Annotated in this window: 21 protein-coding genes and 2 other annotated features; of the genes, 4 read left to right on the forward strand and 17 right to left on the reverse strand. The window is 50.3% G+C overall.

What is annotated here, in order from left to right:
• Nucleotides 1–54: 54 nt before the first annotated feature.
• The 3 genes from moaC to ACKTT9_RS34375 all read right to left on the reverse strand — a co-directional run bounded on the left by moaC (nucleotide 55) and on the right by ACKTT9_RS34375 (nucleotide 2,077).
• The gene (gene moaC / locus ACKTT9_RS34365; protein WP_407869527.1) at nucleotides 55–543 is read right to left on the reverse strand and encodes a cyclic pyranopterin monophosphate synthase MoaC; all 489 of its coding nucleotides are present in this window, start codon (nucleotides 541–543) and stop codon (nucleotides 55–57) included.
• Between the two features lie 16 nt (nucleotides 544–559).
• A complete protein-coding gene (locus ACKTT9_RS34370; protein WP_407869528.1) occupies nucleotides 560–1,189 on the reverse strand; it encodes a 5-formyltetrahydrofolate cyclo-ligase in 630 nt (209 codons plus the stop codon).
• Between the two features lie 63 nt (nucleotides 1,190–1,252).
• On the reverse strand, nucleotides 1,253–2,077 hold the full coding sequence (locus ACKTT9_RS34375) for an endonuclease/exonuclease/phosphatase family protein (RefSeq protein ID WP_407869529.1): 825 nt from the start codon (nucleotides 2,075–2,077) through the stop codon (nucleotides 1,253–1,255).
• Between the two features lie 150 nt (nucleotides 2,078–2,227).
• Here ACKTT9_RS34375 and ACKTT9_RS34380 point away from each other — a divergent pair, with 150 nt between their 5' ends.
• A complete protein-coding gene (locus tag ACKTT9_RS34380) occupies nucleotides 2,228–4,171 on the forward strand; it encodes an ABC-F family ATP-binding cassette domain-containing protein (protein ID WP_407869530.1) in 1,944 nt (647 codons plus the stop codon).
• Nucleotides 4,172–4,199: 28 nt separating this feature from the next.
• On the opposite strand, the gene ACKTT9_RS34385 is transcribed toward ACKTT9_RS34380, so the two are convergent.
• The 8 genes from ACKTT9_RS34385 to ACKTT9_RS34420 form a co-directional block, all read right to left on the reverse strand.
• Nucleotides 4,200–6,563, reverse strand: coding sequence for a hypothetical protein (locus ACKTT9_RS34385; RefSeq protein ID WP_407869531.1), 2,364 nt, complete (start codon nucleotides 6,561–6,563; stop codon nucleotides 4,200–4,202).
• Between the two features lie 365 nt (nucleotides 6,564–6,928).
• Entirely contained in the window at nucleotides 6,929–8,497 is a 1,569-nt protein-coding gene (locus ACKTT9_RS34390; protein WP_407869532.1) for a 2-isopropylmalate synthase, read from the reverse strand.
• Nucleotides 8,498–9,073: 576 nt separating this feature from the next.
• Nucleotides 9,074–9,328, reverse strand: a binding site (T-box leader).
• Between the two features lie 38 nt (nucleotides 9,329–9,366).
• Nucleotides 9,367–9,617: a binding site (T-box leader), on the reverse strand.
• Nucleotides 9,618–9,691: 74 nt separating this feature from the next.
• Nucleotides 9,692–10,753, reverse strand: coding sequence for a tRNA (adenosine(37)-N6)-threonylcarbamoyltransferase complex transferase subunit TsaD (tsaD, locus tag ACKTT9_RS34395; protein ID WP_407873174.1), 1,062 nt, complete (start codon nucleotides 10,751–10,753; stop codon nucleotides 9,692–9,694).
• 30 nt (nucleotides 10,754–10,783) lie between these two features.
• Nucleotides 10,784–11,290: a ribosomal protein S18-alanine N-acetyltransferase gene (gene rimI, locus ACKTT9_RS34400; protein ID WP_407869533.1), complete on the reverse strand. Its 507-nt coding sequence runs from the start codon at nucleotides 11,288–11,290 to the stop codon at nucleotides 10,784–10,786.
• The gene (gene tsaB / locus ACKTT9_RS34405; protein WP_407869534.1) at nucleotides 11,290–12,114 is read right to left on the reverse strand and encodes a tRNA (adenosine(37)-N6)-threonylcarbamoyltransferase complex dimerization subunit type 1 TsaB; all 825 of its coding nucleotides are present in this window, start codon (nucleotides 12,112–12,114) and stop codon (nucleotides 11,290–11,292) included. Before tsaB ends, rimI begins: the two co-directional genes overlap by 1 nt.
• Entirely contained in the window at nucleotides 12,111–12,602 is a 492-nt protein-coding gene (gene tsaE / locus ACKTT9_RS34410; RefSeq protein WP_407869535.1) for a tRNA (adenosine(37)-N6)-threonylcarbamoyltransferase complex ATPase subunit type 1 TsaE, read from the reverse strand. The genes tsaB and tsaE overlap by 4 nt, the downstream gene beginning before the upstream one ends.
• Before the next feature lie 115 nt (nucleotides 12,603–12,717).
• The gene (locus ACKTT9_RS34415; protein ID WP_315953766.1) at nucleotides 12,718–12,900 is read right to left on the reverse strand and encodes an H-type small acid-soluble spore protein; all 183 of its coding nucleotides are present in this window, start codon (nucleotides 12,898–12,900) and stop codon (nucleotides 12,718–12,720) included.
• Nucleotides 12,897–13,082, reverse strand: coding sequence for a hypothetical protein (locus tag ACKTT9_RS34420; protein ID WP_127453534.1), 186 nt, complete (start codon nucleotides 13,080–13,082; stop codon nucleotides 12,897–12,899). Before ACKTT9_RS34420 ends, ACKTT9_RS34415 begins: the two co-directional genes overlap by 4 nt.
• A 174-nt stretch (nucleotides 13,083–13,256) precedes the next feature.
• Between ACKTT9_RS34420 and ACKTT9_RS34425 the strand changes: the two genes are divergently transcribed.
• A complete protein-coding gene (locus tag ACKTT9_RS34425) occupies nucleotides 13,257–14,129 on the forward strand; it encodes a Ku protein (protein WP_407869536.1) in 873 nt (290 codons plus the stop codon).
• A gap of 61 nt (nucleotides 14,130–14,190) precedes the next feature.
• Here ACKTT9_RS34425 and ACKTT9_RS34430 read toward each other — a convergent pair whose 3' ends face one another.
• The gene (locus ACKTT9_RS34430) at nucleotides 14,191–15,135 is read right to left on the reverse strand and encodes an RNA ligase family protein (RefSeq protein ID WP_407869537.1); all 945 of its coding nucleotides are present in this window, start codon (nucleotides 15,133–15,135) and stop codon (nucleotides 14,191–14,193) included.
• A gap of 101 nt (nucleotides 15,136–15,236) precedes the next feature.
• On the reverse strand, nucleotides 15,237–16,406 hold the full coding sequence (locus ACKTT9_RS34435; RefSeq protein ID WP_407869538.1) for an ABC transporter permease: 1,170 nt from the start codon (nucleotides 16,404–16,406) through the stop codon (nucleotides 15,237–15,239).
• Nucleotides 16,407–16,583: 177 nt separating this feature from the next.
• Here ACKTT9_RS34435 and ACKTT9_RS34440 point away from each other — a divergent pair, with 177 nt between their 5' ends.
• The gene (locus ACKTT9_RS34440) at nucleotides 16,584–17,198 is read left to right on the forward strand and encodes a TetR/AcrR family transcriptional regulator (RefSeq protein WP_407869539.1); all 615 of its coding nucleotides are present in this window, start codon (nucleotides 16,584–16,586) and stop codon (nucleotides 17,196–17,198) included.
• A 64-nt stretch (nucleotides 17,199–17,262) separates the two neighbouring features.
• Here the strand turns inward: ACKTT9_RS34440 and modB are convergent, their stop codons facing one another.
• On the reverse strand, nucleotides 17,263–17,934 hold the full coding sequence (gene modB, locus ACKTT9_RS34445) for a molybdate ABC transporter permease subunit (protein WP_157318050.1): 672 nt from the start codon (nucleotides 17,932–17,934) through the stop codon (nucleotides 17,263–17,265).
• A complete protein-coding gene (gene modA / locus ACKTT9_RS34450; RefSeq protein ID WP_407869540.1) occupies nucleotides 17,934–18,806 on the reverse strand; it encodes a molybdate ABC transporter substrate-binding protein in 873 nt (290 codons plus the stop codon). Before modA ends, modB begins: the two co-directional genes overlap by 1 nt.
• 169 nt (nucleotides 18,807–18,975) lie before the next feature.
• Here modA and ACKTT9_RS34455 point away from each other — a divergent pair, with 169 nt between their 5' ends.
• Nucleotides 18,976–19,944 carry a substrate-binding domain-containing protein gene (locus ACKTT9_RS34455; RefSeq protein WP_407869541.1) on the forward strand — a complete coding sequence of 323 codons (969 nt, stop codon included), beginning with the start codon at nucleotides 18,976–18,978 and terminating at the stop codon, nucleotides 19,942–19,944.
• Here ACKTT9_RS34455 and ACKTT9_RS34460 read toward each other — a convergent pair.
• Entirely contained in the window at nucleotides 19,941–24,017 is a 4,077-nt protein-coding gene (locus tag ACKTT9_RS34460; protein WP_407869542.1) for a sulfite reductase subunit alpha, read from the reverse strand. The genes ACKTT9_RS34455 and ACKTT9_RS34460 overlap by 4 nt on opposite strands.
• A 218-nt stretch (nucleotides 24,018–24,235) precedes the next feature.
• On the reverse strand, nucleotides 24,236–24,637 hold the full coding sequence (locus ACKTT9_RS34465) for a MarR family winged helix-turn-helix transcriptional regulator (protein WP_407869543.1): 402 nt from the start codon (nucleotides 24,635–24,637) through the stop codon (nucleotides 24,236–24,238).
• Nucleotides 24,638–24,650 lie beyond the last annotated feature (13 nt).

Raw genomic sequence — 24,650 nt, forward strand, 5'->3', positions numbered from 1 at the left:
ATGATCGTCGACTTCATCTATGCGCCAACCCCAGTGGTCTAAGTCGCGTCTCAATCAACTATCTTGTCTGTGAAAATCCCCATTTTTACCGCCCGTTTTCGTGACCAGCATCGTGGAGCTAATGATCATGTCTTTCTCTGCGGCTTTGCACATGTCATAGACGGTTAACGCTGCGGCGGATACGGCTGTTAAAGCCTCCATCTCCACGCCTGTCGGTCCCGTCGTCCGGACAGTTGCTTCTATGTAGAGTTCGTTGTTGCCATTATCGGCAAATTGAATATCTATGCCCGATAAAGCGATCGGGTGGCACATAGGAATCCAATCTGACGTTTTTTTCGCGGCCATGATGCCAGCCACCTGTGCGACAGCGAGCACGTCGCCTTTTTTCATTTTACCCTGCTTAATTAGGGAGAGTGTCTCGCTTTTCATAAGCAAAGTCGAACGGGCTGTCGCTGTTCGCTTCGTCTCCGGTTTGTCCGAAATGTCAACCATGCGAGCTCGTCCCTGTTCGTTAAAATGGGTTAATGGAGAGGAATCGGGCAAATCACTTACCTCCCTTTTATGCTTCTGTTTTAAAAACCATTTTGCTTTCGGTAACAATGCCATCCACCCGGAAATCGTGCCAGGAGGAGGGAACTGCAGGAATCAACTGCTTATCAAAAGCAGCAGCAACCGCAAAAGGTCTCTTCAGACCCCGCGCAGCAAATAGCTGCATGAATCTGTCATAAAAACCGCCGCCATACCCCAGCCTTCCGAAATCCATGTCAAAGGCAAGCCCTGGCACCAGAATCATCGAAATGGTGGATAAATCCGGCTCGATCGGCACGTTGCTATGAGGCTCTCGAATGCCCCAGGCACCGCTTTCCAGATCGTCGTAGGCGTGTATGATATGCAAATTCATTGTTTTCGTATCTGCTACAACCTTCGGCACGAGCACACGAATTCCCTGCTGCCAACACCATTCCATTAGTGGAGCAACATCCAGCTCCGACCGGAATGGCATATAAGTCATTATCGTAGGGGGACCGGACGCCTCCTGCTGCTGAGCACCAAGAAGTCTATCTGAACAAAGCTTCGTCATTCGCTCATGAATGCGCTGCTGCTTCTCTTCCCGTTCTTCCGCTGTAATGGATGAGCGTACTTCTTCCATATCCTTACGTAGTTCAATTTTCCGTTCACGAATGTTCATACTGGCTCAGCCCTTCCTAACAAGGAGTGGTTTCCCCCATTTTAACATAAACAAAGAAAAAAACTATACTCGTGCTGTAGTCCCCATTATAAACCGCGCTATAACAGGAAAATGGTCCGATAATATCGTCGGAACCGTCCATGCAGAACCGCTATTTTTCACATTCGCAAAAACATAATCGATCCTTTGACCGCCTGAAAAAGTGCCCTGTGTGACTTTGCTTAATGGGACGTCTATGAGCGACAACCTGTTCATTTTGACTGGAAAGGCTTCCTCTTCCATATTAAAATCACCGGCAACGACAAGCGGGCCTTGTTTATCTGCCAAAAGCTCCGATATACGTGTAAGCTGAAGCCGCCGATCCTCCTCGGAAAGTCCCAAATGGGTCGTTGCAACATGGACGGGCTCGGAGCCAATCTGTATCGTCGTCATTAGCAGGCTCCTCGTTTCCAGATTTCCGGGAAGAAGCGCCCAACTGCTGTCGATAATCGGATAGCGACTCAAGAGAGCCATGCCATATTGACCTACCTTATAGGTTAGACTAGGACTATAAACCATATGCATGCCGAGCATTTCGGAAAGCTCTCGGGCCTGGTCCACGAATCCGCTGCGCAAGCGATAACGGTCTACTTCTTGAAGAGCGATAATATCGGCATTTCCATGCCTTAGAAGATCGGCAATCCGAATGATATCAACTTTACCATCCATGCCTTCTCCGTGGTGCATATTAAAAGACATAACAGTGAAGGAAGCAGGCGCTTCGATATTAGCGGCAGGCATAACGGGAATATTGGATAATAAACCTTTATCCCAGCCCTGGACAGGCGACCCAAGCACAACAACTAGCAGCGCAAACAAAACTATACATCTGGCAAGCCGCAAAGACACGTACCCATCCCCTATCCCCTTCTACTCTATGCAAAATTAAGCATACGACGTACTCACGCATGGTGTATACTAGTGAATTGATGGGATTATAGGCAGTTTGGTTCACGACTTGCACAGGTTCTTTCATTAATAAGCAGGAGGCAGCAGAAGATGTTATTACAGGTTTCTAACATTTCCAAAAGCTACGGGGTACGTTCTGTACTCTCCAATATAACGCTTCAAATCGAGGACAAGGAACGTATTGGACTTGTCGGCGTCAATGGTGCCGGGAAGTCAACCTTGCTCCAGATTATTGCCGGCGAAATGTCCTATGACAGCGGCGATCTTTTCAAAGCGAAAGAAACGAAAATCGGTTATTTAAAACAAAACAGCGGTCTGCAAACGGACAAGTCCATTTGGAATGAGTTGCTCAGCGTTTTCAGCTCCTTGCTGGAAACAGAGAGAGAGCTGCGCGAGCTGGAAGCCCAGATGGCTGACCCCTCCCTCATTGAGGATGAGAAAAAGTACGAAACGACGATGAATCGGTACGCAGGGCGCTCCGAATATTTCCGTGAACAAGGCGGGTATGAGATCGAAGCCAAAATTCGCGGGATTCTTCACGGGATGGGCTTTGGCCAGTTTTCTCCCGACACCCTTGTTCAAACGCTAAGCGGCGGCCAGAAAACAAGATTGGCATTGGCGAAAATGCTGCTCGAAGAACCCGATCTGCTCATGCTCGATGAGCCTACGAACCATTTGGACATCCAGACGCTGACTTGGTTGGAAGGCTACCTGCGGGGTTATCCGGGTGCGATTCTGGTCGTATCCCATGACCGCTTTTTCCTGGATGCTTTAGCCACGTCCATTTATGAAATTGAACGCCATGCTTCCAAGCGGTACACGGGCAACTATTCCCGTTTTATCGAGATCAAAGAAGCCAACTACGAAATTGAAATGAAGCAATTCGAAAAGCAACAGGAAGAGATTGCGAAGCTGGAGGACTTTGTACAGCGCAACATCGTACGTGCTTCTACGACCAAAAGAGCGCAAAGCCGCCGCAAGCAGCTCGAGAAAATGGATCGTCTGGATAAGCCTTTGGGCGATTTGAAGCGTGCTTCGTTTTCTTTTGAAATCGAGCAGACATCCGGTAAAGAAGTCCTTCAGGTTGATCGTTTGGCACTTTCCTATGACGGGAAAAATCGTCTGCTCGACGGTGTCTCCTTCCAGCTGCGCCGCTCGGAAACGGCTGCTCTCATCGGCCCCAACGGGGTCGGCAAATCGACGCTGCTCAAGACATTAATCGGTCAGCACAAACAAGATGCCGGCACCTTCAAATGGGGAACGGGCGTCACTATTGGCTATTACGATCAAGAGCAGACGGGCCTAACTCCCTCCAACAGCGTGCTCGAGGAAGTGTGGAACACCTATCCGCATCTAGAGGAAGCCCGGATTCGCACCGTGCTCGGAAACTTTTTGTTCAGCGGAGAAGAAGTCTTCAAGAAAGTCTCTGCCTTAAGCGGCGGCGAAAAAGCCCGTGTAGCTTTGGCAAAGCTCATGCTGCAAAAAGCGAATGTGCTCATCCTCGATGAGCCTACCAACCATTTGGATCTATATAGTAAAGAAGTGCTGGAATCTGCGTTGATGGATTATGAGGGCACCCTCCTATTCATCTCCCATGACCGCTACTTCCTGAATAAAATGGCCGAAAGCATGCTCGATCTGCAAAAGGACGGGCTCACCGCTTATCTTGGCAACTACGACGATTATTTGGAGAAAAAAGCGGAGCTCGCCGAAATGGAAGCAAAGCGACTAGCCAAAGAAGCGGAGAAAAAATCCGCTAGCAGCGTAGGTAAAAATGAACCCGCCGTCAGCGGCGGCGGGTATGAAGCGGACAAGGTGGCTAAGCGCGAGGAACGCAGCCGCCAGCGTAAGCTGGAACAGCTTGAGCTCGACATCGCGCGCTTGGAGGACGAAGTCTCCGCCTTGGAGGCGGAGCTCGCCGATCCAGACGTGTACAACAACTACGTCCTCGTTCAGGAGAAAACGGCCGAGGTCGACAAGCGGAAGAGCGCACTTGCGGCTTGTTATGAAGAGTGGGAGACTTTGCTCGCTTAATTGGTTGCGGGATGACATCCGCTGCACGTTAAGCGTCCGGCTGGGCCGCCAGTTCCCGCAGGCGCAGCAGCAGCAAAGGAACGGCGACGAAAACAATCATCGTCGCCGCAGCAACAATGCCGGAGTCATTCAGCAGCAGAGCTGCGATGGCTCCGATCATATTCGCAGAGAACCCGTACATCCAGTACGGGTTTTTGTGCTGCCATACGCGCAGGCGGCCGCGAGGGCGAAGCACTAACACAGCCATCACGAAGAGGCTCGTGATGAGCACTTTGCTCCAAACGGATGCGCGAAGCAGGTGCACGTTCATCCGCAGCTTCCGCACGATCAGATGCCCGATCTGATCGAACTGCCCGGCGCGCAGCGCGTGGAACGCGCGCCCGACATGGCTCTCCCGCGCGAACGCCGCGGGAGAATCGGCGCTGTTGAGCAGCCACAGCGCCCCAATCCCGAGCGCGAGCAGCGCCGCCAGCAGGGCCGAAGCCCTGCCTAGGCGCAGCTCGCGCCAGCGTTCGCCGGCGAAGCACTGCGCGCCGGCTACGCCGAAGGCGACCGCGGCGCTCAGGGCGCCGCCCGCGTTCGCGCCAAGTGACGGTGCCGTCAGGCACACCGTCACGAGCAAGAACGCCGCGCAGGCGGCGAGCGCCGCCGCGCGCGAAGCCCGCGTGCCGCGAGCGGCATAACGGCGCTGCAAAGCCGCCGTTATGCCGAGAACGAGGGCGCCGATCAGGACGCCCATGTACTCGTTGCCGATGCCGTAGTAGCGTGCGCCGATCATCGGATCATAGCCGAGCACGGAATATTTCATCGCGTGCGCCCCTGTACAGGCGTCCAGTACGATGAGTGCCGCGTTTCCTACTCCTAGCCAAATCATCGTTGTTATTTCGCTGTATGCTGACAGAATCATGGCCAGTAGCAAACTCCCCACGATAAAGCTGCAAACGAGAACGATGATGGCTCCATCGATTCCAAATTGCGTTACTGCCGGTTCAGCGACCCATCCCAGTAACAACATTACGGCAGGTGCAGTCAATAGTGACAGCAATACGATCCGCAGAACGTCATGAGCAAGAACTGCCTCTTTTTTTCCCGTCCTTTTTATCCACACAATATAAATCAATGCAAGCAGGAGGACAATCATCTCAAAAGTGGCAAAGGGGTACAGCAGCGAGGGTCTGCTGCGATAAATCATCTGCATATTGCTTTGATCTTTCACAAGCTGATCCAGTGCATGGCTCATCCCAGTGGAAGCTATAGGGATCCCTATCAACCCGATAGGAATCGGGATTTTGAACTCGCTCAGCAGCGTACTTGTAAAATCTTGTGAAGTCACAACCCCCTGTCTGCGGGTAGATTCCGATACAAGCATCCCTGCTCCACCGTCTTTTGAGTAATGAAGAATTGGGGATAAGTACAATTTGCTTTTGGCTGCTTCCGCATTAACCTCTGGCGAGAAAAACCATAGGCTGTCTTTGCCAGGCTGCATCGCTTCCATTAATTGCCCCAACCATTGATCCATGTCACGAAGCACCCATTTTTTGAGCTCATTAAACCGATCCTGATCATAATGCGTTTTCTCATTATACAATCTGTACAAATCACCTAATTCAATTAGCGTTATGCTTGGCTGCTGCCTATTTTTCCACAATGAAATCAGATGTGCATAATCGGTGCTTACACCGCTTGCTCTATCCACAGAAGCTATCGCCGCATCCTCACCAAGTGTCCCCTTATCCACAATTCCATTAGAATCCATAAGCATTAGCGGAGCAAAACGACGTAATTGCTTTTGTTCCAGGTGCAACCCTCTTCCCAAATCACTGCTTCCTAGTATAGAACGATGAACACCATATGTTTTCAGTAGATCTCCCAATGCGCCTACGCCATAGGCTTGCTCCTTGTTAAGCCGCTTGAGCGTGGCTAGTTCAGGAACGATTAGGGAGTCTTCCTTTAGAAGACTGGCTTGATTACCTTCCAATAGACCTGTATACCGGTTCATAAGGTCTGATACGCGAACACCATGTCTGGACTCTTTCGCTTCAAAAGCGAGCGCCTCCACATGGCTTACAGCAGGTTCGCCCGCTCCCAAAGAGGCATACACATCCCGTATTGAGCGATTTGCCGTGCGAATATTCATAGCGCCAACTGCGCCTAACTCTGTCATTTGCTTAAAATGGGGCAGTTCCGAAAGCAGGTCGGGCCGAAGCTCCTGAAAAGAAAGGCCCGGTATCGAAACCACAGTCACTTGTTTAGCACTTTCGGCTCTACTATTTCGATCAGCACTATTGTGGATGGTTGTATCCTCATGAGCCGCCGCAGGCCCCCAAATTGTGGACAACTGCAAAACAAAACCTAAGATACCCACAATTCGGACTATTTTTCTAAATTTCATGGACATTCTCCTGCTGTTTTAGCATTTAGCATTTTCATCCATAGGTGAAAGTATCCACTGCTTGATTGTTCCGAAAATTTAAAATGAGGCTCAAAACGTCTATTTTCTGCATACACAGCGTTATCCACAAAAAAAAGAAGGGCGAAATCCGCCCCTCCTAAAGGTTTTCTACTGTTTTCCACAATCTTATCCACATTATCCACAAAAACTTGTGAAAAAGTTATTCGACAAATTCCGCCTTTATAACCATTGATCTATGGGGGAATTTTGATGTTATACACATTATCCACAAGCCATGTGCATAACTTTGTTCACAAGTCGTGTATATAACTAAGTTTTCTCACAATTCAGGTGCGCGGAACCCATTAAGACGCTGTCGTCACTTCCGTAGAATCTGCTGCAGGATGACCTTGCATGCGAATCGCTTGGTTACACGCGGAGATAAATGCTTTTGCCACAGCTACCAGCACATCTTGGTCGATACCTGTATTCTTATAGGTTTGACCTTCTACCGTGATCGTGACCTCCGCTTCTCCGGTTGCTTTTTCACCTGTGGACAAGGAATGCAGCTCCAGATCTGAGAAGTCCACATCCATCGGAATCGCTTGACGCAGGCTTTGCACGATTGCTTCGATTGGACCTTCGCCAGTGCCTGAGTAGACACTTTCAACACCTGTCTGATTGTTTCGAACCGAGACGGAAGCCACACGATTGCGATCACTGCTGGAAACGACCTGCATGTGCGTCAGTGTAAATGGCTCCATTTGCCCATCCACAGTTGAACCAACAAGCTCCAGAAGCTGATCGTCGGTTACCATTTTCTGTTCATCGGCTTTCTCTTTGAACTTGGTGTACAGTGTATCCAGTTCTTCCCCTGAAAGCTCAATGCCAAATTGGCCTATGCGATGTTTCAGCGCATGTCTTCCGGAATGCTTGCCAAGAATGATCATGGAGCGTGGAATACCCAGCTTTTCCGGGTCCATAATTTCGTAAGTATTGCGGTTTTTCAGCAAACCGTCTTGATGAATGCCCGCTTCGTGCTGGAAGGCATTTCTTCCAACAATCGGCTTGTTGTAAGCAATTGGGAAGCCCATGATGCGGCTGACCATTTTGGATGTGTTGAAAATCTCGCTGGACACAATCCCTGTTTCCACGCCCATCGTTTGCTTGCGCGTCTCTATCGCCATCACGAGTTCTTCGAGGGAACAGTTACCTGCGCGCTCTCCGACCCCGTTCACCGTTACCTCAACATGCGTAACCCCAGCTGCAATAGCCGCAAGGCTATTCGCTACAGCAAGCCCCAGATCGTTGTGGCAATGCGCGCTGTACTCGACCGTATCGCCGCCTCTTACACTTTGGCGCACTCTGCGGAACATTGCCCCGTATTCTTCCGGCAGCGCATAGCCGACTGTGTCCGGAATGTTCAGAATCGTAGCACCCTCTGCAATGACTGCCTCTAGCACTTCAAACAGGAATTCATCCCCGGTCCGTGTAGCATCCATCGGTGAGAATTCAATATTGTTCACGAACTGCTTCGCGTACGCAACCATGGATCGAGCCATCTCGACGACCTGCTGACGGGATTTGCGAAGCTGGAAATCCAGGTGGATGTCCGAGGAGGACAAGAACATGTGAATACGGCGCGACGCTGCGTCTTGTGTAGCTTTGATCGCTGAATCAATATCGGCCTTCATCGCGCGAGCAAATCCGCAAATTTCTACGTTTTGCAGTTCGCGCGAAATTTGCTGTACCGCATGAAAGTCGCCAGGGCTCGATATAGGGAAGCCGGGCTCGATTGTATCTACACCCATTTTGGCAAGCTGTCTAGCGATGCGAATTTTTTCTTCAGGATACAGTGAAGCGCCTGGCGCTTGCTCTCCGTCTCTAAGTGTCGTATCAAAAATGCGAATGCGGCGGTTTGTGTTATTTTCCATGGTTCAATTCCTCCTTGAATTGGAGCCAATCTTTGTTGGCTGTGGTTTGTTGGTGGTGATGCTGGTGGTGCTGTTATGCTGCTGCTGATGCTGTTCATACTGTCGCAGTTGCTATAGCTCATGATGTCGCTGTTCATACTGTCGCTGTTGTAGATGCTATTGATACTGCTACTGTCGCCAGTAACTATTGCTGCTAGTGGTACTACTGTTGTTGATGATGCTTGCTGTTGCTACTGTTGAAGTTACTGCCGCCGCACATGCTCTTAATCTTGCTGTCGATGCAGCTAATGCTGCTATTCCCCGATAATCCCAACTCACTTGTTCTTAAAGGAACCTCATCCCTCATTCATCCAGAATGCTAAGGTTCCACTCACAAAGCGGAACTACAGGGTGTTATTCTCTCTCCGCGGGCCATATTTTCACGAAAAACGCTGAAATAGCGGACCACAGTTCCCACTCCAAGCTTTTGAGGCTATTTTCGACGAAATAGCGCCCCGGGGTTCCCTTTCCGCCGCCAATCGAGGCAGAACTCCCCGTCCCGGAGACGGAGACGACAAAAAGACCCGTCATCTCCACATAAGAGACGACGGGTCTTCACCCAGCGCGGTACCACTCTTGTTGGCTCCGCATCACGAAGCCCACCTCAGACATAGCGGCTGCTATGTCACCTGATCACGGAGGTCATCCGTTCATCCCTAACAGCAGGTGATACTGCCGATCAGGATGACCGCTTCCAAGCGAGTTCGGGGCATTCACGGTCTGCGTCGCATCAACCCGCAGCTTTCTGTACCGTAGAAGTGAGCCCTTACTACTCTTGTTCATTGCGTTTATTCTATATTTGAAAACCAAAAAGACCTGCCATCTCTATAATAAGAGACGACAGGTCTGAACCTTCCGCGGTACCACTCTAATTGATCCGAGCTGTTACACTCGAAACCACTCATGTACCCGATCACGGGGGTCAACCGTCAAGACCTACTTGGGTGCTGGATCCTTGGCATCCATATCAGCCTTACCGCTCCCGGGCGAGTTCTGGTCACGTTTCGTCTGTGCTTTCACCAAGCGCACAGCTCTCTGAGCGAAACTGAGGTTCCGTACTAATCCCGTTCGATGCGTTTTAAAGTATTGATTGTGATTATAATATGCACATTTGGCAAAGTCAATACCGTTATCTGAACATTTATTTTTTTCAGACTACCATTCTTCAAGCTTAAGCTGTGGCTCCGCTTTGAGCTCCATGGAGTCGAACTCCTGCTTGTCCCACTTCAGGAAAGCGGCTGCGCCTATCATCGCAGCGTTGTCCGTACATAGGGCGTGCGGTGGCACCAGCAGCGGCACGTCCAACTGGCCGCAGCGCTCAGCCAGCGCGCTGCGCAGCCCTTTGTTCGCGGCGACTCCGCCCGCGAGCAGGAGCTGTTTGGCGCCGTATTCGCGGACGGCGCGCGCCGCTTTTTCGACAAGCACGTCGATGACGGAGGCTTGGAAGCCTTTGGCGATTTGCGCGGTTTGGACGGCTTCGCCGCGCATTTTGCTTTGGTTGACGACGTTCAGCACAGCGGATTTCAACCCGCTGAAGCTGAAGTCGTAAGAATCTGCCTCGAGCCACGAGCGCGGCAGCTTGATCTCGGATTCGGCTTCCTGAGCAAGCCGATCCACGTGGGGGCCGCCAGGGTAGGGCAGCCCCATGGCTCTGGCGATTTTGTCGTAGGCTTCGCCAGCCGCATCATCGCGCGTTCGCCCGATGATGCGGAATTTGCCCGGTGCCTCAAGCAGCACGAGCTCGGTATGCCCGCCGGACACGACGAGGGAAATCAGTGGATATTCCAGCTCATGCACGAGCTGATTCGCATAAATATGTCCCGCAATATGGTGGACACCGATGAGCGGCAGATCCAATGCGCAGGCCAGCGCTTTGCCTGCAACGACGCCAACCAGCAAGGCCCCGATCAGACCGGGGCCCTCTGTGACGGCAATCGCTGATAGCTCCTGAAGCGATACCCCGGCTTTTTCAACGGCTTCCTCCAGCATCCACGTGATCGACTCCACGTGCTTCCGGGAAGCCACTTCAGGCACGACGCCGCCAAAACGCTGATGCGTCTCAATCTGGCTCGAAATCACATTCGAGCGTATGATTTTACCATTTTCGACAATCGCCACAGAGGTTTCATCACAGCTTGTTTCGATAGCCAAAATATAGACGGGTTTACTAGATTTATCTGTACTTGCTTCCGTAACTTCTCGTTGTTGTTGATCCAATTTACTCACATTCTTCACCTGCCGAAAGCCTCAATCCCCGAGACTATCCTTTCTTCTCTTAGGCAAATCCGCCCACATAATGACCGCATCTTCACGATTATCGGTATAGTAACCTCTGCGTACACCAACGGAGCGGAAGCCGACTTTTTCATACAAATTTTGCGCCACGTAGTTCGATGCCCGCACTTCAAGCGTCATGCGAATCGCCCCGAGAAAAGCGGCTGTTTTCATCAACTCACGCATAAGACGCTCACCGAGCTTACGGCCTCTGTAAGAGTCTCGGACAGCAATATTCGTTACATGCGCCTCTTCCATAATGAGCCACATGCCGCCGTATCCAGCGACCTCGCCGCCGATATCCATGATCATATAATGAGCGAACTGATTGTTCGTTAATTCATTTTCAAAAGCGCCTTTTGTCCATGGTGTCGTAAAGGCCTCCTGCTCAATTTCACAAATAAAGGGAATATCATCCATCTGCATGGAGCGAAAAACCAACGTTTCTTCCGTTGTCTGCGGTTGATGTTGTTCCACCATCAATTCCCTCCCTTCTTCACCTGGATGCCGGCCAATAAATTAGCTTCTGCTTCCGGCAATCTTGTGTAATTTGGCACAAACGTGTGCACATCCGCCTTCTCACCCTTCGCTAATCGAGGGTAAGCCAGAGCTCCAATATACTGGGCTTCGATCCCGTAGGAAAGCTGCTCGAAGCTCCCTTTCCAATCTTGCGCAAATTGCGCAAGTTCTTCGCTGAAGCCCTCCGTCTCGCCTACAAAAAGGATCTTATGCGGCGCTTGTTCAGGCTCTGCACTTGCCGCCTGCTCGAGCAGCTGTGCCAGCCAAGGTCCAATGACTCGAATGCCATCCGGCAGCACTTCATGCCAATCTGCAGTTAGAGCCACTTGATCCGACATCGGCGAAACACCCGAATAGGCGTAAACGGCAGTGAACGCCTGCTTGCGCCTTCCATCCAATAACGGCACGACCCACGTAAGCTCCTTATTGCTCTTGTCTTCCTGCTTCATCGCTCCGCCAAGCGCCATCGCTTCCAAGCTTGATACGCCGATAAGGTCAAGTCCCAGCGACCAGGCAAATGTCTTGCCAACGGAAACAGCAATACGCACCCCTGTGTACGAACCGGGGCCTTGTCCAACTGCAACAGATTGCAGATCTTTCGGTTTCAGCTGCAGTGAAGCCAGCAAATCTTGGATGTGGGGAAGCAATCCGATAGAGTGATTCCGTTCAGCATGTGAACTTACCTCGCCCAGCATCTTTCCGTTCTCTAGAATCGCAACGGTCATCGCTGAAGATGAGGTATCGATGGCTAAGCATCGTCCTGAATAATTGGTCCGGTCTGTCATTGTAAATGTCCGTTCTCCTTCATCTGCACACACCAACTCACATACGGATCTCCGTGCGGAGTCAGGTGAAACACTCTGGTTTGATCCCCCTGAAGGGATATCGTAATGGCAAGTCGCTCCTGCGGCAGAAGATCTTCAATCAGGCTTGACCATTCAATCAAGGTCACGCCGGTTCCATAGAAGTAATCCTCCAGCCCCAGCTCGTCCGCCTCCTCTTGGGAAATGCGGTACATATCCATATGGTAGAAAGGAAGCTTAGCTCCCTCATATTCTTTTATAATTGTAAATGTGGGGGAATTGACGTGTTCTTGAATGCCTATCGCCCTTGCAAAACCTTGCGAAAATCTCGTCTTGCCTGCTCCCAAATCACCGTCTAACGTCAGGACGGAGCCGGGGGTTAAACAGGCTGCCAGCAATTTCCCAAGTAGATCCGTATCATCCTCATGTTGGGAGTAGTACGTAAATGTGGATTGAGCCAGTGATCTCATCCCTTTCTTCCGATTGCGCTTGCTGCTCCTATTATAGACTTCGCCAGTAGGCGACAGCAACCTGAAATGAAAAAAAGCCGACCCCGAATCGCATCGGGGCCGGCTTGCCATTTCCTCAGTGAACCTCTTCAAGTTCTTGAACAGTCACTAATCGGGAATCGGCCGGGTTTTCCTCGGCGTGAACCTTAGCAAGCGCTTTGTTGGAGTCGACACTGTCGATCCAGACGGGAACGCCGTTAAGTTCAACCGTAATCTTTTCATCAGCGGCTAAAATTTCCTGTGCGCGATGAAGGTTCATGGCTCATCCAATACGGATTCTGGATGATCCATCGTATCCGTTGACGTGGACTCGATTAATCCGTTATGCATGGTGACGTTGCCGCCTCCCAAGCCCTCGTTAATCATACGGTCAATATCCATAAAATGATCTTCTTGACCCTGATTACTTGTATCTTGGGTTGCATTTGAATCTTGTGCCATCCGTGAATCCCTCCTTAGCATTAGCTTTGCCTATGACAAGCTAGTTAGCATTAAACTTGCATCATTAACGTACCCACTCCGGAAGCAAACCATTCTCTCAAATCGCATCCGTATAAAGGAAAGAAATCAAGAGAATACTAGTACAATGAAGCTCATTTGGGGAGGAATCAAGCGATGCATACGGTTTGGAAAGGCGCTATCTCTTTCGGACTTGTACATGTGCCTGTGAAAATGTTTTCGGCTACGGAAGATAAGGACATCTCCATGCGATATATACATAAAACCTGCATAACCCCACTTGCTTATGTACGTAAATGCCAGACTTGCGACAAAGAAGTAGAGTGGGATGAAATTACGAAAGGTTATGAATATGAACCAGGGCGATTCGTCCTTTTTGAAAAGGAAGAGTTGGAAACGATCTCAGGAGAAGCGAATAAAGAGATCAAAATTTTGGACTTCGTCAACTTGACGGATATCGACCCTGTTTATTTTCAAAAAACATACTATTTAGGGCCTGGGGATACGGGTGCGGGAGCTTATAATTTGCTGCTTGATTCGATGCGCCAAACCGGCAAAATCGGCATCGCCAAAGTTTCGATCCGCTCCAAGAGCTCCCTAGCCGCGATTCGTGTCATTGAGAACTGCTTGGCGCTTGAAACCATTTTCTACCCCGACGAAATTCGTCCCATCTCGCAAGTTCCCAACTTGCCGGAAAAGGTAACTGTGAACGAGCGGGAGTTAGACATGGCCAAAATGCTGATCAGCCAGTTATCTTCTCCTTTTGAACCGGAAAAATATAAAGATGAATATCGGGGACGATTGCTCGAAGCGATCGAGCACAAAATTGCGGGAGAAGAAGTGCAAGCCGCGCCTGCCCTGCAAAAAACGAGCGTTATCGACCTTATGGCCGCTCTGCAAGCGAGCCTTGATGCCACCAAATCCGCTGATGACGGCAAAGTGACGTTGGAGTCTGATGCGACCGTTACGGAGGAAAAGAAACCAAAAGCTAAGCCTCGAGCGAAAAAAGCGAAGGAATCTGTTACGTAAAATAAATAAGCGCTGATCCTTGGATTTCAAGGATGAGCGCTTTTCTTTGTTGAGCTAGTTGCTAGAGTTGGCTGAAATTGCACTCCTCAGGCGATACGGAAACAATAGCTTGAATGCTTGGCTGGCGTAAATTTCTTTCTCGCGTCCAGGCCATATAATTGATTTTAACTGTAATGAGAGGTTGAATCCAGATGGCTTCTTTGGACCTTTCGGGCGTGTTGATAAACGGCCTTTTCTCCAAAACCATTTTATCCGTGACTTCGGTTAACGATCTCCAATCACTTTGCGTCAGCCTTCCGGTTCCTGCATGGCCTATGTACCACAGCTCCCCGGCATCGTCATAAAGCCCCAGCATAACAGCATTTACTAAGTTCCCTCTCTTCGTTACCCCGCCTACGACAGCGACAAGATCATGAATAATTTTCTTTTTCATCCATCGCTTATCTTTGCCGTTAAGTTGGTATTTGCTGTTTAAATCTTTCAGCACAATCCCTTCCATGTCATGCTGCTCCATCACGGCATATAACGAGGCAGGATCGGAATGGTTAGGAACAAGCTGGATCATTTCACCCGTCGAGACGACTTTTGATAAAAGCTGCTGCCGTTGTTGCAGTGGTTGATCAACCACCCATTGTCCATCATGAAACAGGATGTCAAAAATCATATAAACGACGGGGACGGTTTTTAGGAGCTGTGGAATGTTCTTCGAGTTTCTTACCCCATCTCTTCGCATGATTTCATGAAAGGATGGCTTCCCGTCTTTGAGCGCAATAATTTCCCCGTCTAAAATAACGGACTTGGCTTTGCAGTAGGTTGAAATATTAGCTATCTCCGGGTATTGCATCGTTCGATCGTTTAATCTCCGGTTGATGAGACGGACTTCGTTGCCATCGAAATACGTAAGCATTCGGACGCCATCCCACTTGATTTGCGCCACCCAATCGCCAGACTCGGGCAATGCCTCTGTGCTAATCGGCTCGAAAGGAATTACAGGCGTTAGTTCCATACATTCCTCCACTTGTTTCATCGGTATTCCTTATTATCGCCATTCCTGAAAAAGAAAAACCCATCAGCCTGAGGCCGGTGGGTGGAATTGTCATAGATTGCTTACGCTGCAACCGAAGGACGCGCCGCCTTGCGAGGCTTAAACACGGCTAGAGCGGCCAAAATCAAGCCAGCAGCAGCCATGCCGGCAAGCACATACAGGCTTTGGCTCAGCGTCCCTTTGCCAGCGAAATACATGATGCTGCGAAGGCCCGCAGCCGCATAGCGTAAAGGCGTCCATGAGTACAGCCAATCGACCGTCACTTGCGGCAGCAATTCCTGCGGCATGCCGATAACCGGTATCGAGAAGAAGAAGATGAGCACGAGCAGCAGCATCGACGGCAGTCCAATCCAGTTGAGCAGCGCCGTCTGCACGAGGAAGAATGCCACTGCCATGAGCCAGAGGTACAGCCAGGTTGCCCCCAGCTGTGCAATCGCCATGCCATACCAGGCATGCGCCATCCACAGCAAGAACGCCGAGGCGGCTGTCACGAGCAGCACGCCAACTGTGAGCTGAGAGGCAACTGTACTAGCTAGGCTGCGTCTATTTTGGCCGTGCTGCCGAGCGGTAACGAACAGGAAGGCGGATGCCACCATGCAGGCCAACCACATGATTTGCACAAGCAGGTTCGGCGCGCTGCCATTTGCATTATTCGAGCCTGCGGGATGTACGACTTGCTCCGTCAATTGGAACGGATGCAAAAGCGCGTTTGCAGCAGATACCGGCATTTGCTGTGTATGCTGTCCAATTTGGCCAAGCAATTGCCCAGACAACTGCGAGCTTATCGTGTTCGTTACCTGCTGCAGAATCATTCGGACAGCCGAGACGGCCTGCGCGTTAGTCCCTTCGTTCAGCACGATACGGACAGTCGCTGGCTTCGGAGAAGGTGACTGCAGCGAAGCGACACCCGAGCTTAAGTCTGCGGGGAGCACCAATGCGCCGTACACCTTCTGCTCATCAAGCTGGGTCTCAAGGTCCGCTTCCGAGCTGACCTCCACCCATTTAACTGGAAGTTCTGCGATGCCCTTCAGCTTCTCTTTCACCATCTCTCCAACTGCTAACGCGCTGCCATCAGGCAGTGTAGCAGGTTGATCGAGGACGACGAGCGCTACAGGCAAATTTTGTGGTTTTGCACTCAGCACAGAACCCATTAAAGCTAGCCCGAAAACGAGAATGACGACGAAAACCACAACGAAACCTATACGGGCAGTCTTCATTTTGAAAAAAGACATGGGAATAACCTCCTAATTAATAATCAACAAGTTGTTGAATAATGACCACATTGTTGATTATAATCAGGTTTATTAAACGATCAATGCGCAATGTTTCAAGGAACTGTCGCGTAATGAACACCATCGGAAATCACTGTTGATTATCGCTATAAAATCATTTTTCGGGGGCATTCGGACATGTTGGAGAAGTTAGACAGAAGGAAAGCGAAGACGAAACAAGCGCTTCGCGACGCCTTGGTGGCGCTTATTAAAGAAAAAGGACTCGAGACCATCACCGTCAGCGATCTGACACGCAAAGCAAATATAAACCGCGGTACGTTTTATTTGCACTACAAAGACGTACTGGATTTGCGTGAACACATCAAAGCTGAATTCCATGAAGGGCTGCTGCACATCGTCGCACAGTTGGAGCCAAGAGATATGTTTAACCAAGCTTTAGAGGGTAAAGTGTACGACGGTCTTATTCGTCTCTATGCGTATTTCGACTCGCAGGCGGATTTCTTCGAGGTCATGCTCGGTCCCAATGGGGATTTGTCCTTCTCCATTTTGATGAAGGAAACCATTCACTCCCATATGTACCGCAAGCTGATTGAATCTCAGCCCCACAACATTCTGCTTGTGCCGGCCGACATCCTGATCGGCTACGTGTCTTCCGCCCACTTCGGCTTCATCCTGGAATGGATCCGAAACGGACGGCAACAAACCCCGGCTGAGCTAGCCAAATATATGTGTAATATCATGTACCATGGCCCGCTGCGAGCACTAGGTTTCCTGCCACCTACAACGAAATAACCGCAAATAAAAAACTAAAGCGTATTACTTCGGCAAAATTGACGAAATAACACGCTTTAGTTTCTTAATTAACACTTTTGCGATTAACGAACAAAACCAACCCAAAGGAGATCACAATAATCGCCCCTGCCCAGCACCACGCGAGGGTCTGGTTCCCCGACTCCACTGCGATATAAATCGCTGTCGGCAGCGTCTGCGTCTTGTGCGGGATGTTGCCCGCAATCATGAGCGTTGCACCGAACTCCCCCAACCCCCGTGCAAAACCAAGGATGTATGCGGCCGTTATCGAGCGCCACGCAAGTGGCAGCGTGATATAACGCAGCACCTGCCACTCCTTGGCTCCCGATGATCTTCCTGCATCCTCCACGTCTCTGCTAACGGAGGCAAAGCCTGTTTTCATCGTTTGATACACAAGGGGAAAAGCGACCACAATCGAAGCGATGACGGCAGCACCCCATGTAAAAATAATCGACTGATTAAATAACATCTCCATCCCTGCACCGATCCAGCTCTTTTTGCCGAGAACCACCAGCAAGATGAAGCCAACAACGGTCGGCGGCAGCACCAGAGGCAGCAGAATCGCCGTTTCGACGAAGGACTTCCCGCGGAAGCTTCGCCGCGACATTCCCCAGGCCGCCAAGCCGCCAAGGATAAGAACGAATACACTGGATACCGCCGCTACTTTCAGTGAAAGCAGGATGGGATCAAAGAAGTCACGCCAAGCGATTTGTTCCATCATTTTGGAATCGTGAAACCGTATTTCACAAAGACATCCTGTGCTTCTTTCGTTTGAAGATACGCATAGAAATCCGCAGCTTCTTTGCTATGTTTTGTTGCTTTAACAATACCAGCCGGGTATTCGATCGGCGTGTAAGTTTTGGAGTCTACGCTTAGAGCAACTTTCACTTTTTGCGAAGTCAGCGCATCGGTTTTGTAGACGAAACCAGCTTCAGCATTTCCTGATTCTACATAAGTCAGTACCTGGCGAACGTCTTTCCCCTGTACGATTTTGGCTTGCAGCCCATCCCAAAGCTTTGTTTGTGTCAGTGCTTCTTTGGCATAACTTCCTGCAGGAACGGTTTGCGGCTCGCCAATCGCAACGTGTTTAACACCATCAGATGTTAGATCTTCCACTTTCTGAACCGCTACTTTGCCATCTGCCGGCACAACAAGCACCAATTCGTTGATCAGCAGGTTCTTTTGCTGTGCGGCGTCAATCAACTGTTTGTCAACGAGTGCTTTCATATTTTTGGTCGCTGCCGATAAAAATACGTCGGCTGGAGCTCCCTGCTCAATTTGCTGTTGAAGCGCTCCAGAAGCGCCAAAGTTATAGTTCAGCTTAATTTGTTTATTTTTAGCTTCATAGCTGGTTTGAATTTCTTTCAAAGCATCCGTTAAGCTGGCAGCAGCAGAAATGGTCAATTCCACTTTCTCCGCCGGCGTTGAAGCTGTTGCGGCCGGTGCTGGCGATGGTGTAGCTTGCGTCGTTTGAGCAGTCGCTGCTGGAGCAGTCGCCGCTGGCTCTTTCGTACTAGCGCACCCTGTAAATACCATTGAAGTAATAACTAAAAGCAATAAAACATAACCAAATAGTCCTTTTTTAAACAAAATAACCCCTCCATCATCATTATTGTATCTATTTAAATATAAATAGCATGGTTTAGTTTCATTCTATTATATAATCATTCTTTTTTCTAGAAGGGATTAAGATTGTCTTACACCATAGATCCGCTTATGATAGAGGATAACGAATAACGAGAGCGCACGGAGGGTGACCATGACAGCCGATATATCCTATACCACGGAAGAGATCGCGAAGCTTTTAAAAATCTCCAAACTAACGGTCTATGATCTTATTAAAAAAGGGGATTTACCCGCCTATCGGGTAGGTAAGCAAATGCGTGTAGACGCCTCGGACTTGGAGGCTTATAAAACGCGCGCCAAAGGTGATATGCTAGCTTCACCCAAAGCTGACACTCCGGAACCAGCGCCATCAACTACATCGTCAGGCACTTCATCAGGCTTGTCATCCGTCCCCAAAAACACGCTTGTCATCACCGGTCAGGATATCAGCTTGGACATTTTGGCCAAACATATCGAGAAAAAGATCCCTAACAGATGGCCTCTACGATCTTATGTCGGAAGCTTGGACAGCTTAATCGCTATGTACAGAGGGGAAACCGACATCGTCAGCACACACCTCTTGGATGGTGACACAGGCGAGTACAACATTCCTTATGTTCGCAAAATACTGATCGGCTCCTCTTACGTTGTCATCAATCTTGTCTCAAGATCGGCAGGTCTCTATGTCCAGCAAGGAAACCCCAAGAAGATTCAGGGCTGGGCGGATCTCAAGCAGAAAGGCCTTCGGCTGATTAATCGCGAAAAGGGCTCCGGCGCCCGCGTTTTGCTCGATGAGCAGCTCCGTCTGCATGGCATTTCCTATCGGGACATTATCGGCTATGAACGTGAGGAATCGAATCATATGGGCGTCGCAGGCAAAGTAGCTCTAGGGGAAGGAGATTTCGGCGTAGGGATCGAAAAAGCGGCTTCTATGGTCGGTGGCGTCGATTTCATTCCGCTCATTCAAGAGCGCGTTGATCTTGTTATGCTGAAGAAACCAGAGAACCTGGCCTGGATCGAACGGGTAAAAGAAGTGCTGCAATCCGAGGTTTTCCATAACGAACTACGCCCTATCCAAGGATATAATCTCTCCCAGACAGGGCGCGTTCTCTTTGAAACTTAATAGACATCTTTCGCATATCGTTTGGTACGCGACATTTCTTTCACATAACTCTCCGTTTCACTTGCACTCATGCCGCTATGCTGCTGAATGATTTGTTTCAGCGTGGCATCCACCTCTTTGGCCATTGAACTGGCGTCTCCGCAAATATAGAAGTGAGCGCCAGCCTTCAGCCATGCCCACAGCTCTGCCCCATGCTCCAGCATGCGGTGCTGAACGTAGATTTTCTCCTCTTGGTCACGAGAAAAAGCGGTGTCCAGACGGTGCAGCGTTCCCTCTTGCCGCATGGTCTCCAGCTCCTCTTGGAAGTAGAAATCACACGCTGCGCGCTGTTCCCCGAAAATGAGCCAGTTCTTTCCTTTGGCCCCGGTCGCCTTACGCTCTTGAAGAAAGCCCCGGAAAGGCCCAATTCCAGTCCCCGGTCCGATCATGATCATGCCAGCGTCCGGATTGGCCGGCGGTCTGAAGTGAGCGGTCTTTTGGATAAAGAGTCCCACCTCGCCCTCGCCTTGGACGCGATCCGCCAGGAATCCGGAACAAACACCGGTCCGCGGTTTGCCCTCGATTTCATAACGAACGGTTGATACAGTAATGTGGACTTCATCAGCTTTCGCTTTGGGACTGGAGGAAATGGAATACAAGCGAGGCTGCAGCGGTTTTAACACTTGTAGAAGTTCCTCTGCGGAGACAGCTTTACTCATTGGGTATGCTTGCAGCACATCAACCAATTGGCGGCCCCAAAGCCACTTTTTCAGCTCCGCTTTATTGTTTAATAAATGACCCAGCATTTCACTATGGGCACGTTCCTGGATGAACTCCATAATCGCCGGAGTGACCCTGGCAAGTTCGAAGTGACGGCGAAGCGCCTCGGTGACGGTCATTTGCCCTTTGTCTTTTACCGTCACCTGTGTCGATGGATCCACCTTAACGGCTTCCAATATGTCAGAGACCATCTGCGGATCATTGGTTGGCCATACGCCAAGTGCATCCCCGGCCTCGTAAGACATCCCACTGCCCGCTAGATCGAAAACATAGTGACGGGTTTCTTTTTCGGAACCTTCCCCGTTCAAAAGCCTGCTCTTTACCACTCGTGTAGTTAATGGATGATTGCGGTCATAGGTCACTTGGGTTTCGGTTGTAACCGTAGCAGCCGGTTCACTTAGTTTCGTCACAACGGCTTTCATCCACGCTGCGGCTTGTTCCTCGTAATCCGTATCACAGTCGACCCGCCCGTTAAGGCGTTTAGCCCCCAACTGCTCCAAACGCGCATCCAAATTGCGCCCAAAGCCGCAAAACAGATCATAGTTGGAATCCCCGAAGGCCAGGACGGAGTAATTCAGCTCAGGCAACCGCGTCATTGTTTCTCCTTTTAGCGCGTTCCAGAAGCTCTCACCGTTATCCGGCGGATCTCCGGCACCGAACGTGCTAACCAAAAAGAAAACGTAACGTTCCGCGATTAAATCAGCCATTGCATAGGCGTTCATATTCATGAGACGCACGTTGTAGCCGGCTTCTTGCATTTTCTGCGCGCATTGGATAGCTGCCCCTTCTGCGTTCCCTGTTTGGGAGGCCCACAGTATCGTCACCGATTCTTTATCAGACTGCGTTGTTTCTGCTGCTTTCACTTCTGGCGGGGTCTCGGGCGTTATCACAGGCAGCGCTATGGTTTCTGGAAGGTAAGTGCGAGAGAACATACCAGCCAGCATACCGTCCAGCCAATACCGTTTGGATGCCTCCAAAGGCGCTGTAGGAGGCAGAACAGGAATACCTGGCACCTGACGTGAATCTTCCGCTCGAAGACTTGTCAAAAATCCGGAAAGATACATCTTCTCATGATTATCCAGCGCCATCGGCGGTGAGGATTGAATGCCGAGCATCGTTGCAAGTGTATCGATAGGTGCCATCGTAGCCATCTTCACTTCCTCCTTCTGTTTAGCTAGTGAAACCGCACAATACTTGAGTTCCGGTTGAAAAGAGATGCCGTCAACCGCATCACTTGTCACCTCGTTAATGGCCAGCTTCTCTCCGAACACATCATTCCAATGAAAAGGAGCGAAGCAGTTCCCCGGCCTCACGCGATCGGTAATGACCGCAGGTAAAATTGCAAGTCCGCGACGCGAACGAATTTCTATTTTGTCCTGCTCCTTGACGCCAAGCGACTCGGCATCCTCCGGGTGAATTTCGAGAAAGGGACCGGGGTTCAGCTTATTCAGCGTCGGTATTTTGCCCGTCTTCGTCATGGTATGCCATTGATGCTGCAACCGGCCCGTATTCAACACGAAGCTGTAATCGGAGTCCGGCATCTCCGCCGGCGGCAAATAGGGCCGGGCCAAAAATATCCCTTTCCCACTTTCCGTTGCAAAAACAATGCGCGGACGTGTTCCATCCGCAAGTTCCTTCAAATGCTGGCTGACTCCGTCATTCAAATAACGAATCGGATTGCGATCATTCCGGCTTTCCGGCGCAATCGGCCACTGCATCGGTGTTTCGCGCAGCCGTTCATAAGAGGCTCCCCGGATATCGTAGCCGGTCTTAGGATTCCACGCCCGCTGAATCTCCTGATACACTTCCGCCGAGGACGTGTAAGTGAACGCAGCGGAATACCCCATCTCGCAAGCAACCTTGGCGATGATTTGCCAATCCGGCATCGCTTCGCCGGGAGGCTCGACCGCTTTCTCCATCAGCGTCAAATTCCGCTCGGAGTTGATCATGACGCCTTCGGCCTCCGCCCATAAGGCGCCGGGAAGCAGGATGTCCGCATACGCATTCGTCTCTGTCTCATAGAAGGCATCCTGCGCGATAACGAGCTCTGCGGCCTCAAGACCTGCAATCACGTTCCTGCGGTTAGGCACCGTTGCGACCGGATTCGTACAAATAATCCAGCAGGCTTTGATATCTCCGGCCTGCATGCTTTCGAACATCGACACCGTGCCTGTTCCTACTTCGGTTTTCAACGTTCCCCGCGGTACATCCCACATGTCTTCCATAAAATCCCTGTCAGCCGGTGCCAGTACGGATCGCTGTCCTGGCAAGCCAGGGCCCATGTACCCCATCTCCCGGCCCCCCATGGCATTGGGTTGGCCCGTAAGGGAGAAGGGCCCGCTTCCCGGTCGGCAGATGGCGCCTGTTGCCAGATGCAGGTTGCAGATGGCATTGGTATGCCAAGTTCCGTGAGTGCTCTGGTTCAGCCCCATCGTCCAGCACGTCATCCATTCCGGCGACTCGCCAATCCATAATGCCGCTTGACGGATGTCGGCTTCGGGGATGCCGGTTAGTTCAGAAACTTTATCCGGCGTGTAGTCTTCCAGGAATGCCGGCATACTTTCCCATCCGGACGTGAACTCCGCTATAAAAGCCGGGTCCGTATGGCCATTTTTCACAAGCAAGTGCAGCAGGCCATTCAGAAGTGCAAGATCAGTCCCAGGCTTAATTTGCATATAGAGTCCTGCTTTGTCTGCTGTCGCGTTACGGCGGGGGTCTACCACAATCAGCTTGGCTCCCGCTTTCACCCGATCCATCATTCGCAGGAAGAGAATGGGATGGCAATCCGCCATATTGGCGCCAATGACGAAAAACAAATCCGTGCGGTCCATGTCCTGATACGATCCCGGCGGACCATCCGCCCCAAGCGACAGCTTGTAGCCACTGCCTGCACTAGCCATACATAAGCGGGAATTGGATTCAATGTTATTGGTTCGGATGAAGCCTTTCGCCAGCTTATTAACCAGATATTGCGCCTCCAGCGACATTTGGCCCGACACATAAAAAGACATGGCATTCGGACCGTACTTGTCAACGATAGAACGCAACCGCTTCGCCGTCTCCTTGATGGCATCGGCCATCCCGGTTTTGACAGGTTCTTTCTTACGCGCTAAACGTTTATATGCGTATTCCATCCGCCCAGACTCTGCGATAGCTTGCGCACAGGTATTACCCTTGGTGCACAGTCGGCCAAAATTAGTCGGATGCTCTTTATCACCCGTCACTTTGAGCACGCGGTTTCCGGATACTTCAAGCACAATTCCGCAGCCAACACCGCAGTAGGGACAGACGCTTTTCACTTTGTTTGTTGTCATGTTGGTTCACCAGCGCTAACGTGCAGGATGCACGTAATTAATTTTTTTATAAATGTAAGAAAAGTGACATCACCGCAAACCAATTATACTTACTTATTACAAAATATATATCGTGTTGCGATAAAAATCAAGTGGTTATGTTAATTTACATAACATTTAAACACCTGATTTTCAGACAACGAATTAATATATTTAATTCAATGTTAATTTATATGACATTATCCCTCTTCAGGGAATTCCAAAAGCCCGATATTCTTCAATTCATTCATATGAATCTCCGAAAGGTCCTCCAACAGGCGCATGCCGGACTCCGACAAACGGATAAATATGCTCCGCCCGTCATCCGGATTAGGCACACGATACACCAATTGAAGCTGTTCACAGCGGTTAATCAATTCCACACAGGCGTGCGGAGTAACTTGCAAGCGCTCGGCAAGCTCCTTTGGCGTTGCATAATCCCGCCCCGGAAACCCCATTATCGCCAGCATCAGCTGATGATTCTGCGGAGTGAGCCCATGCGCTCTCGCCGCTGACTCACTGAAATGAATAAACTTTCGGATCTGATATCGAAATAAAGCTAGCTGCTCGTAGACCGCTTTGGGTAATCGTTCTTTGGACATATCTGCACCTCGA

It is taken from the genome of Paenibacillus sp. P36, assembly GCF_045866505.1.
GTDB lineage: Bacteria > Bacillota > Bacilli > Paenibacillales > NBRC-103111 > Paenibacillus_E > Paenibacillus_E chondroitinus.

What these genes read in the sequence shown, in the direction of transcription:
- ACKTT9_RS34370 (WP_407869528.1), bottom strand. Translation starts at nt 1,189, where the DNA reads ATGAACATTCGTGAACGGAAAATTGAACTACGTAAGGATATGGAAGAA.
- ACKTT9_RS34380 (WP_407869530.1), top strand. Translation starts at nt 2,228, where the DNA reads ATGTTATTACAGGTTTCTAACATTTCCAAAAGCTACGGGGTACGTTCT.
- ACKTT9_RS34385 (WP_407869531.1), bottom strand. Translation starts at nt 6,563, where the DNA reads ATGAAATTTAGAAAAATAGTCCGAATTGTGGGTATCTTAGGTTTTGTT.
- ACKTT9_RS34390 (WP_407869532.1), bottom strand. Translation starts at nt 8,497, where the DNA reads ATGGAAAATAACACAAACCGCCGCATTCGCATTTTTGATACGACACTT.
- rimI (WP_407869533.1), bottom strand. Translation starts at nt 11,290, where the DNA reads ATGGTGGAACAACATCAACCGCAGACAACGGAAGAAACGTTGGTTTTT.
- tsaB (WP_407869534.1), bottom strand. Translation starts at nt 12,114, where the DNA reads ATGACAGACCGGACCAATTATTCAGGACGATGCTTAGCCATCGATACC.
- tsaE (WP_407869535.1), bottom strand. Translation starts at nt 12,602, where the DNA reads ATGAGATCACTGGCTCAATCCACATTTACGTACTACTCCCAACATGAG.
- ACKTT9_RS34415 (WP_315953766.1), bottom strand. Translation starts at nt 12,900, where the DNA reads ATGAACCTTCATCGCGCACAGGAAATTTTAGCCGCTGATGAAAAGATT.
- ACKTT9_RS34420 (WP_127453534.1), bottom strand. Translation starts at nt 13,082, where the DNA reads ATGGCACAAGATTCAAATGCAACCCAAGATACAAGTAATCAGGGTCAA.
- ACKTT9_RS34425 (WP_407869536.1), top strand. Translation starts at nt 13,257, where the DNA reads ATGCATACGGTTTGGAAAGGCGCTATCTCTTTCGGACTTGTACATGTG.
- ACKTT9_RS34430 (WP_407869537.1), bottom strand. Translation starts at nt 15,135, where the DNA reads ATGGAACTAACGCCTGTAATTCCTTTCGAGCCGATTAGCACAGAGGCA.
- ACKTT9_RS34435 (WP_407869538.1), bottom strand. Translation starts at nt 16,406, where the DNA reads ATGTCTTTTTTCAAAATGAAGACTGCCCGTATAGGTTTCGTTGTGGTT.
- ACKTT9_RS34440 (WP_407869539.1), top strand. Translation starts at nt 16,584, where the DNA reads ATGTTGGAGAAGTTAGACAGAAGGAAAGCGAAGACGAAACAAGCGCTT.
- modB (WP_157318050.1), bottom strand. Translation starts at nt 17,934, where the DNA reads ATGGAACAAATCGCTTGGCGTGACTTCTTTGATCCCATCCTGCTTTCA.
- ACKTT9_RS34455 (WP_407869541.1), top strand. Translation starts at nt 18,976, where the DNA reads ATGACAGCCGATATATCCTATACCACGGAAGAGATCGCGAAGCTTTTA.
- ACKTT9_RS34460 (WP_407869542.1), bottom strand. Translation starts at nt 24,017, where the DNA reads ATGACAACAAACAAAGTGAAAAGCGTCTGTCCCTACTGCGGTGTTGGC.
- ACKTT9_RS34465 (WP_407869543.1), bottom strand. Translation starts at nt 24,637, where the DNA reads ATGTCCAAAGAACGATTACCCAAAGCGGTCTACGAGCAGCTAGCTTTA.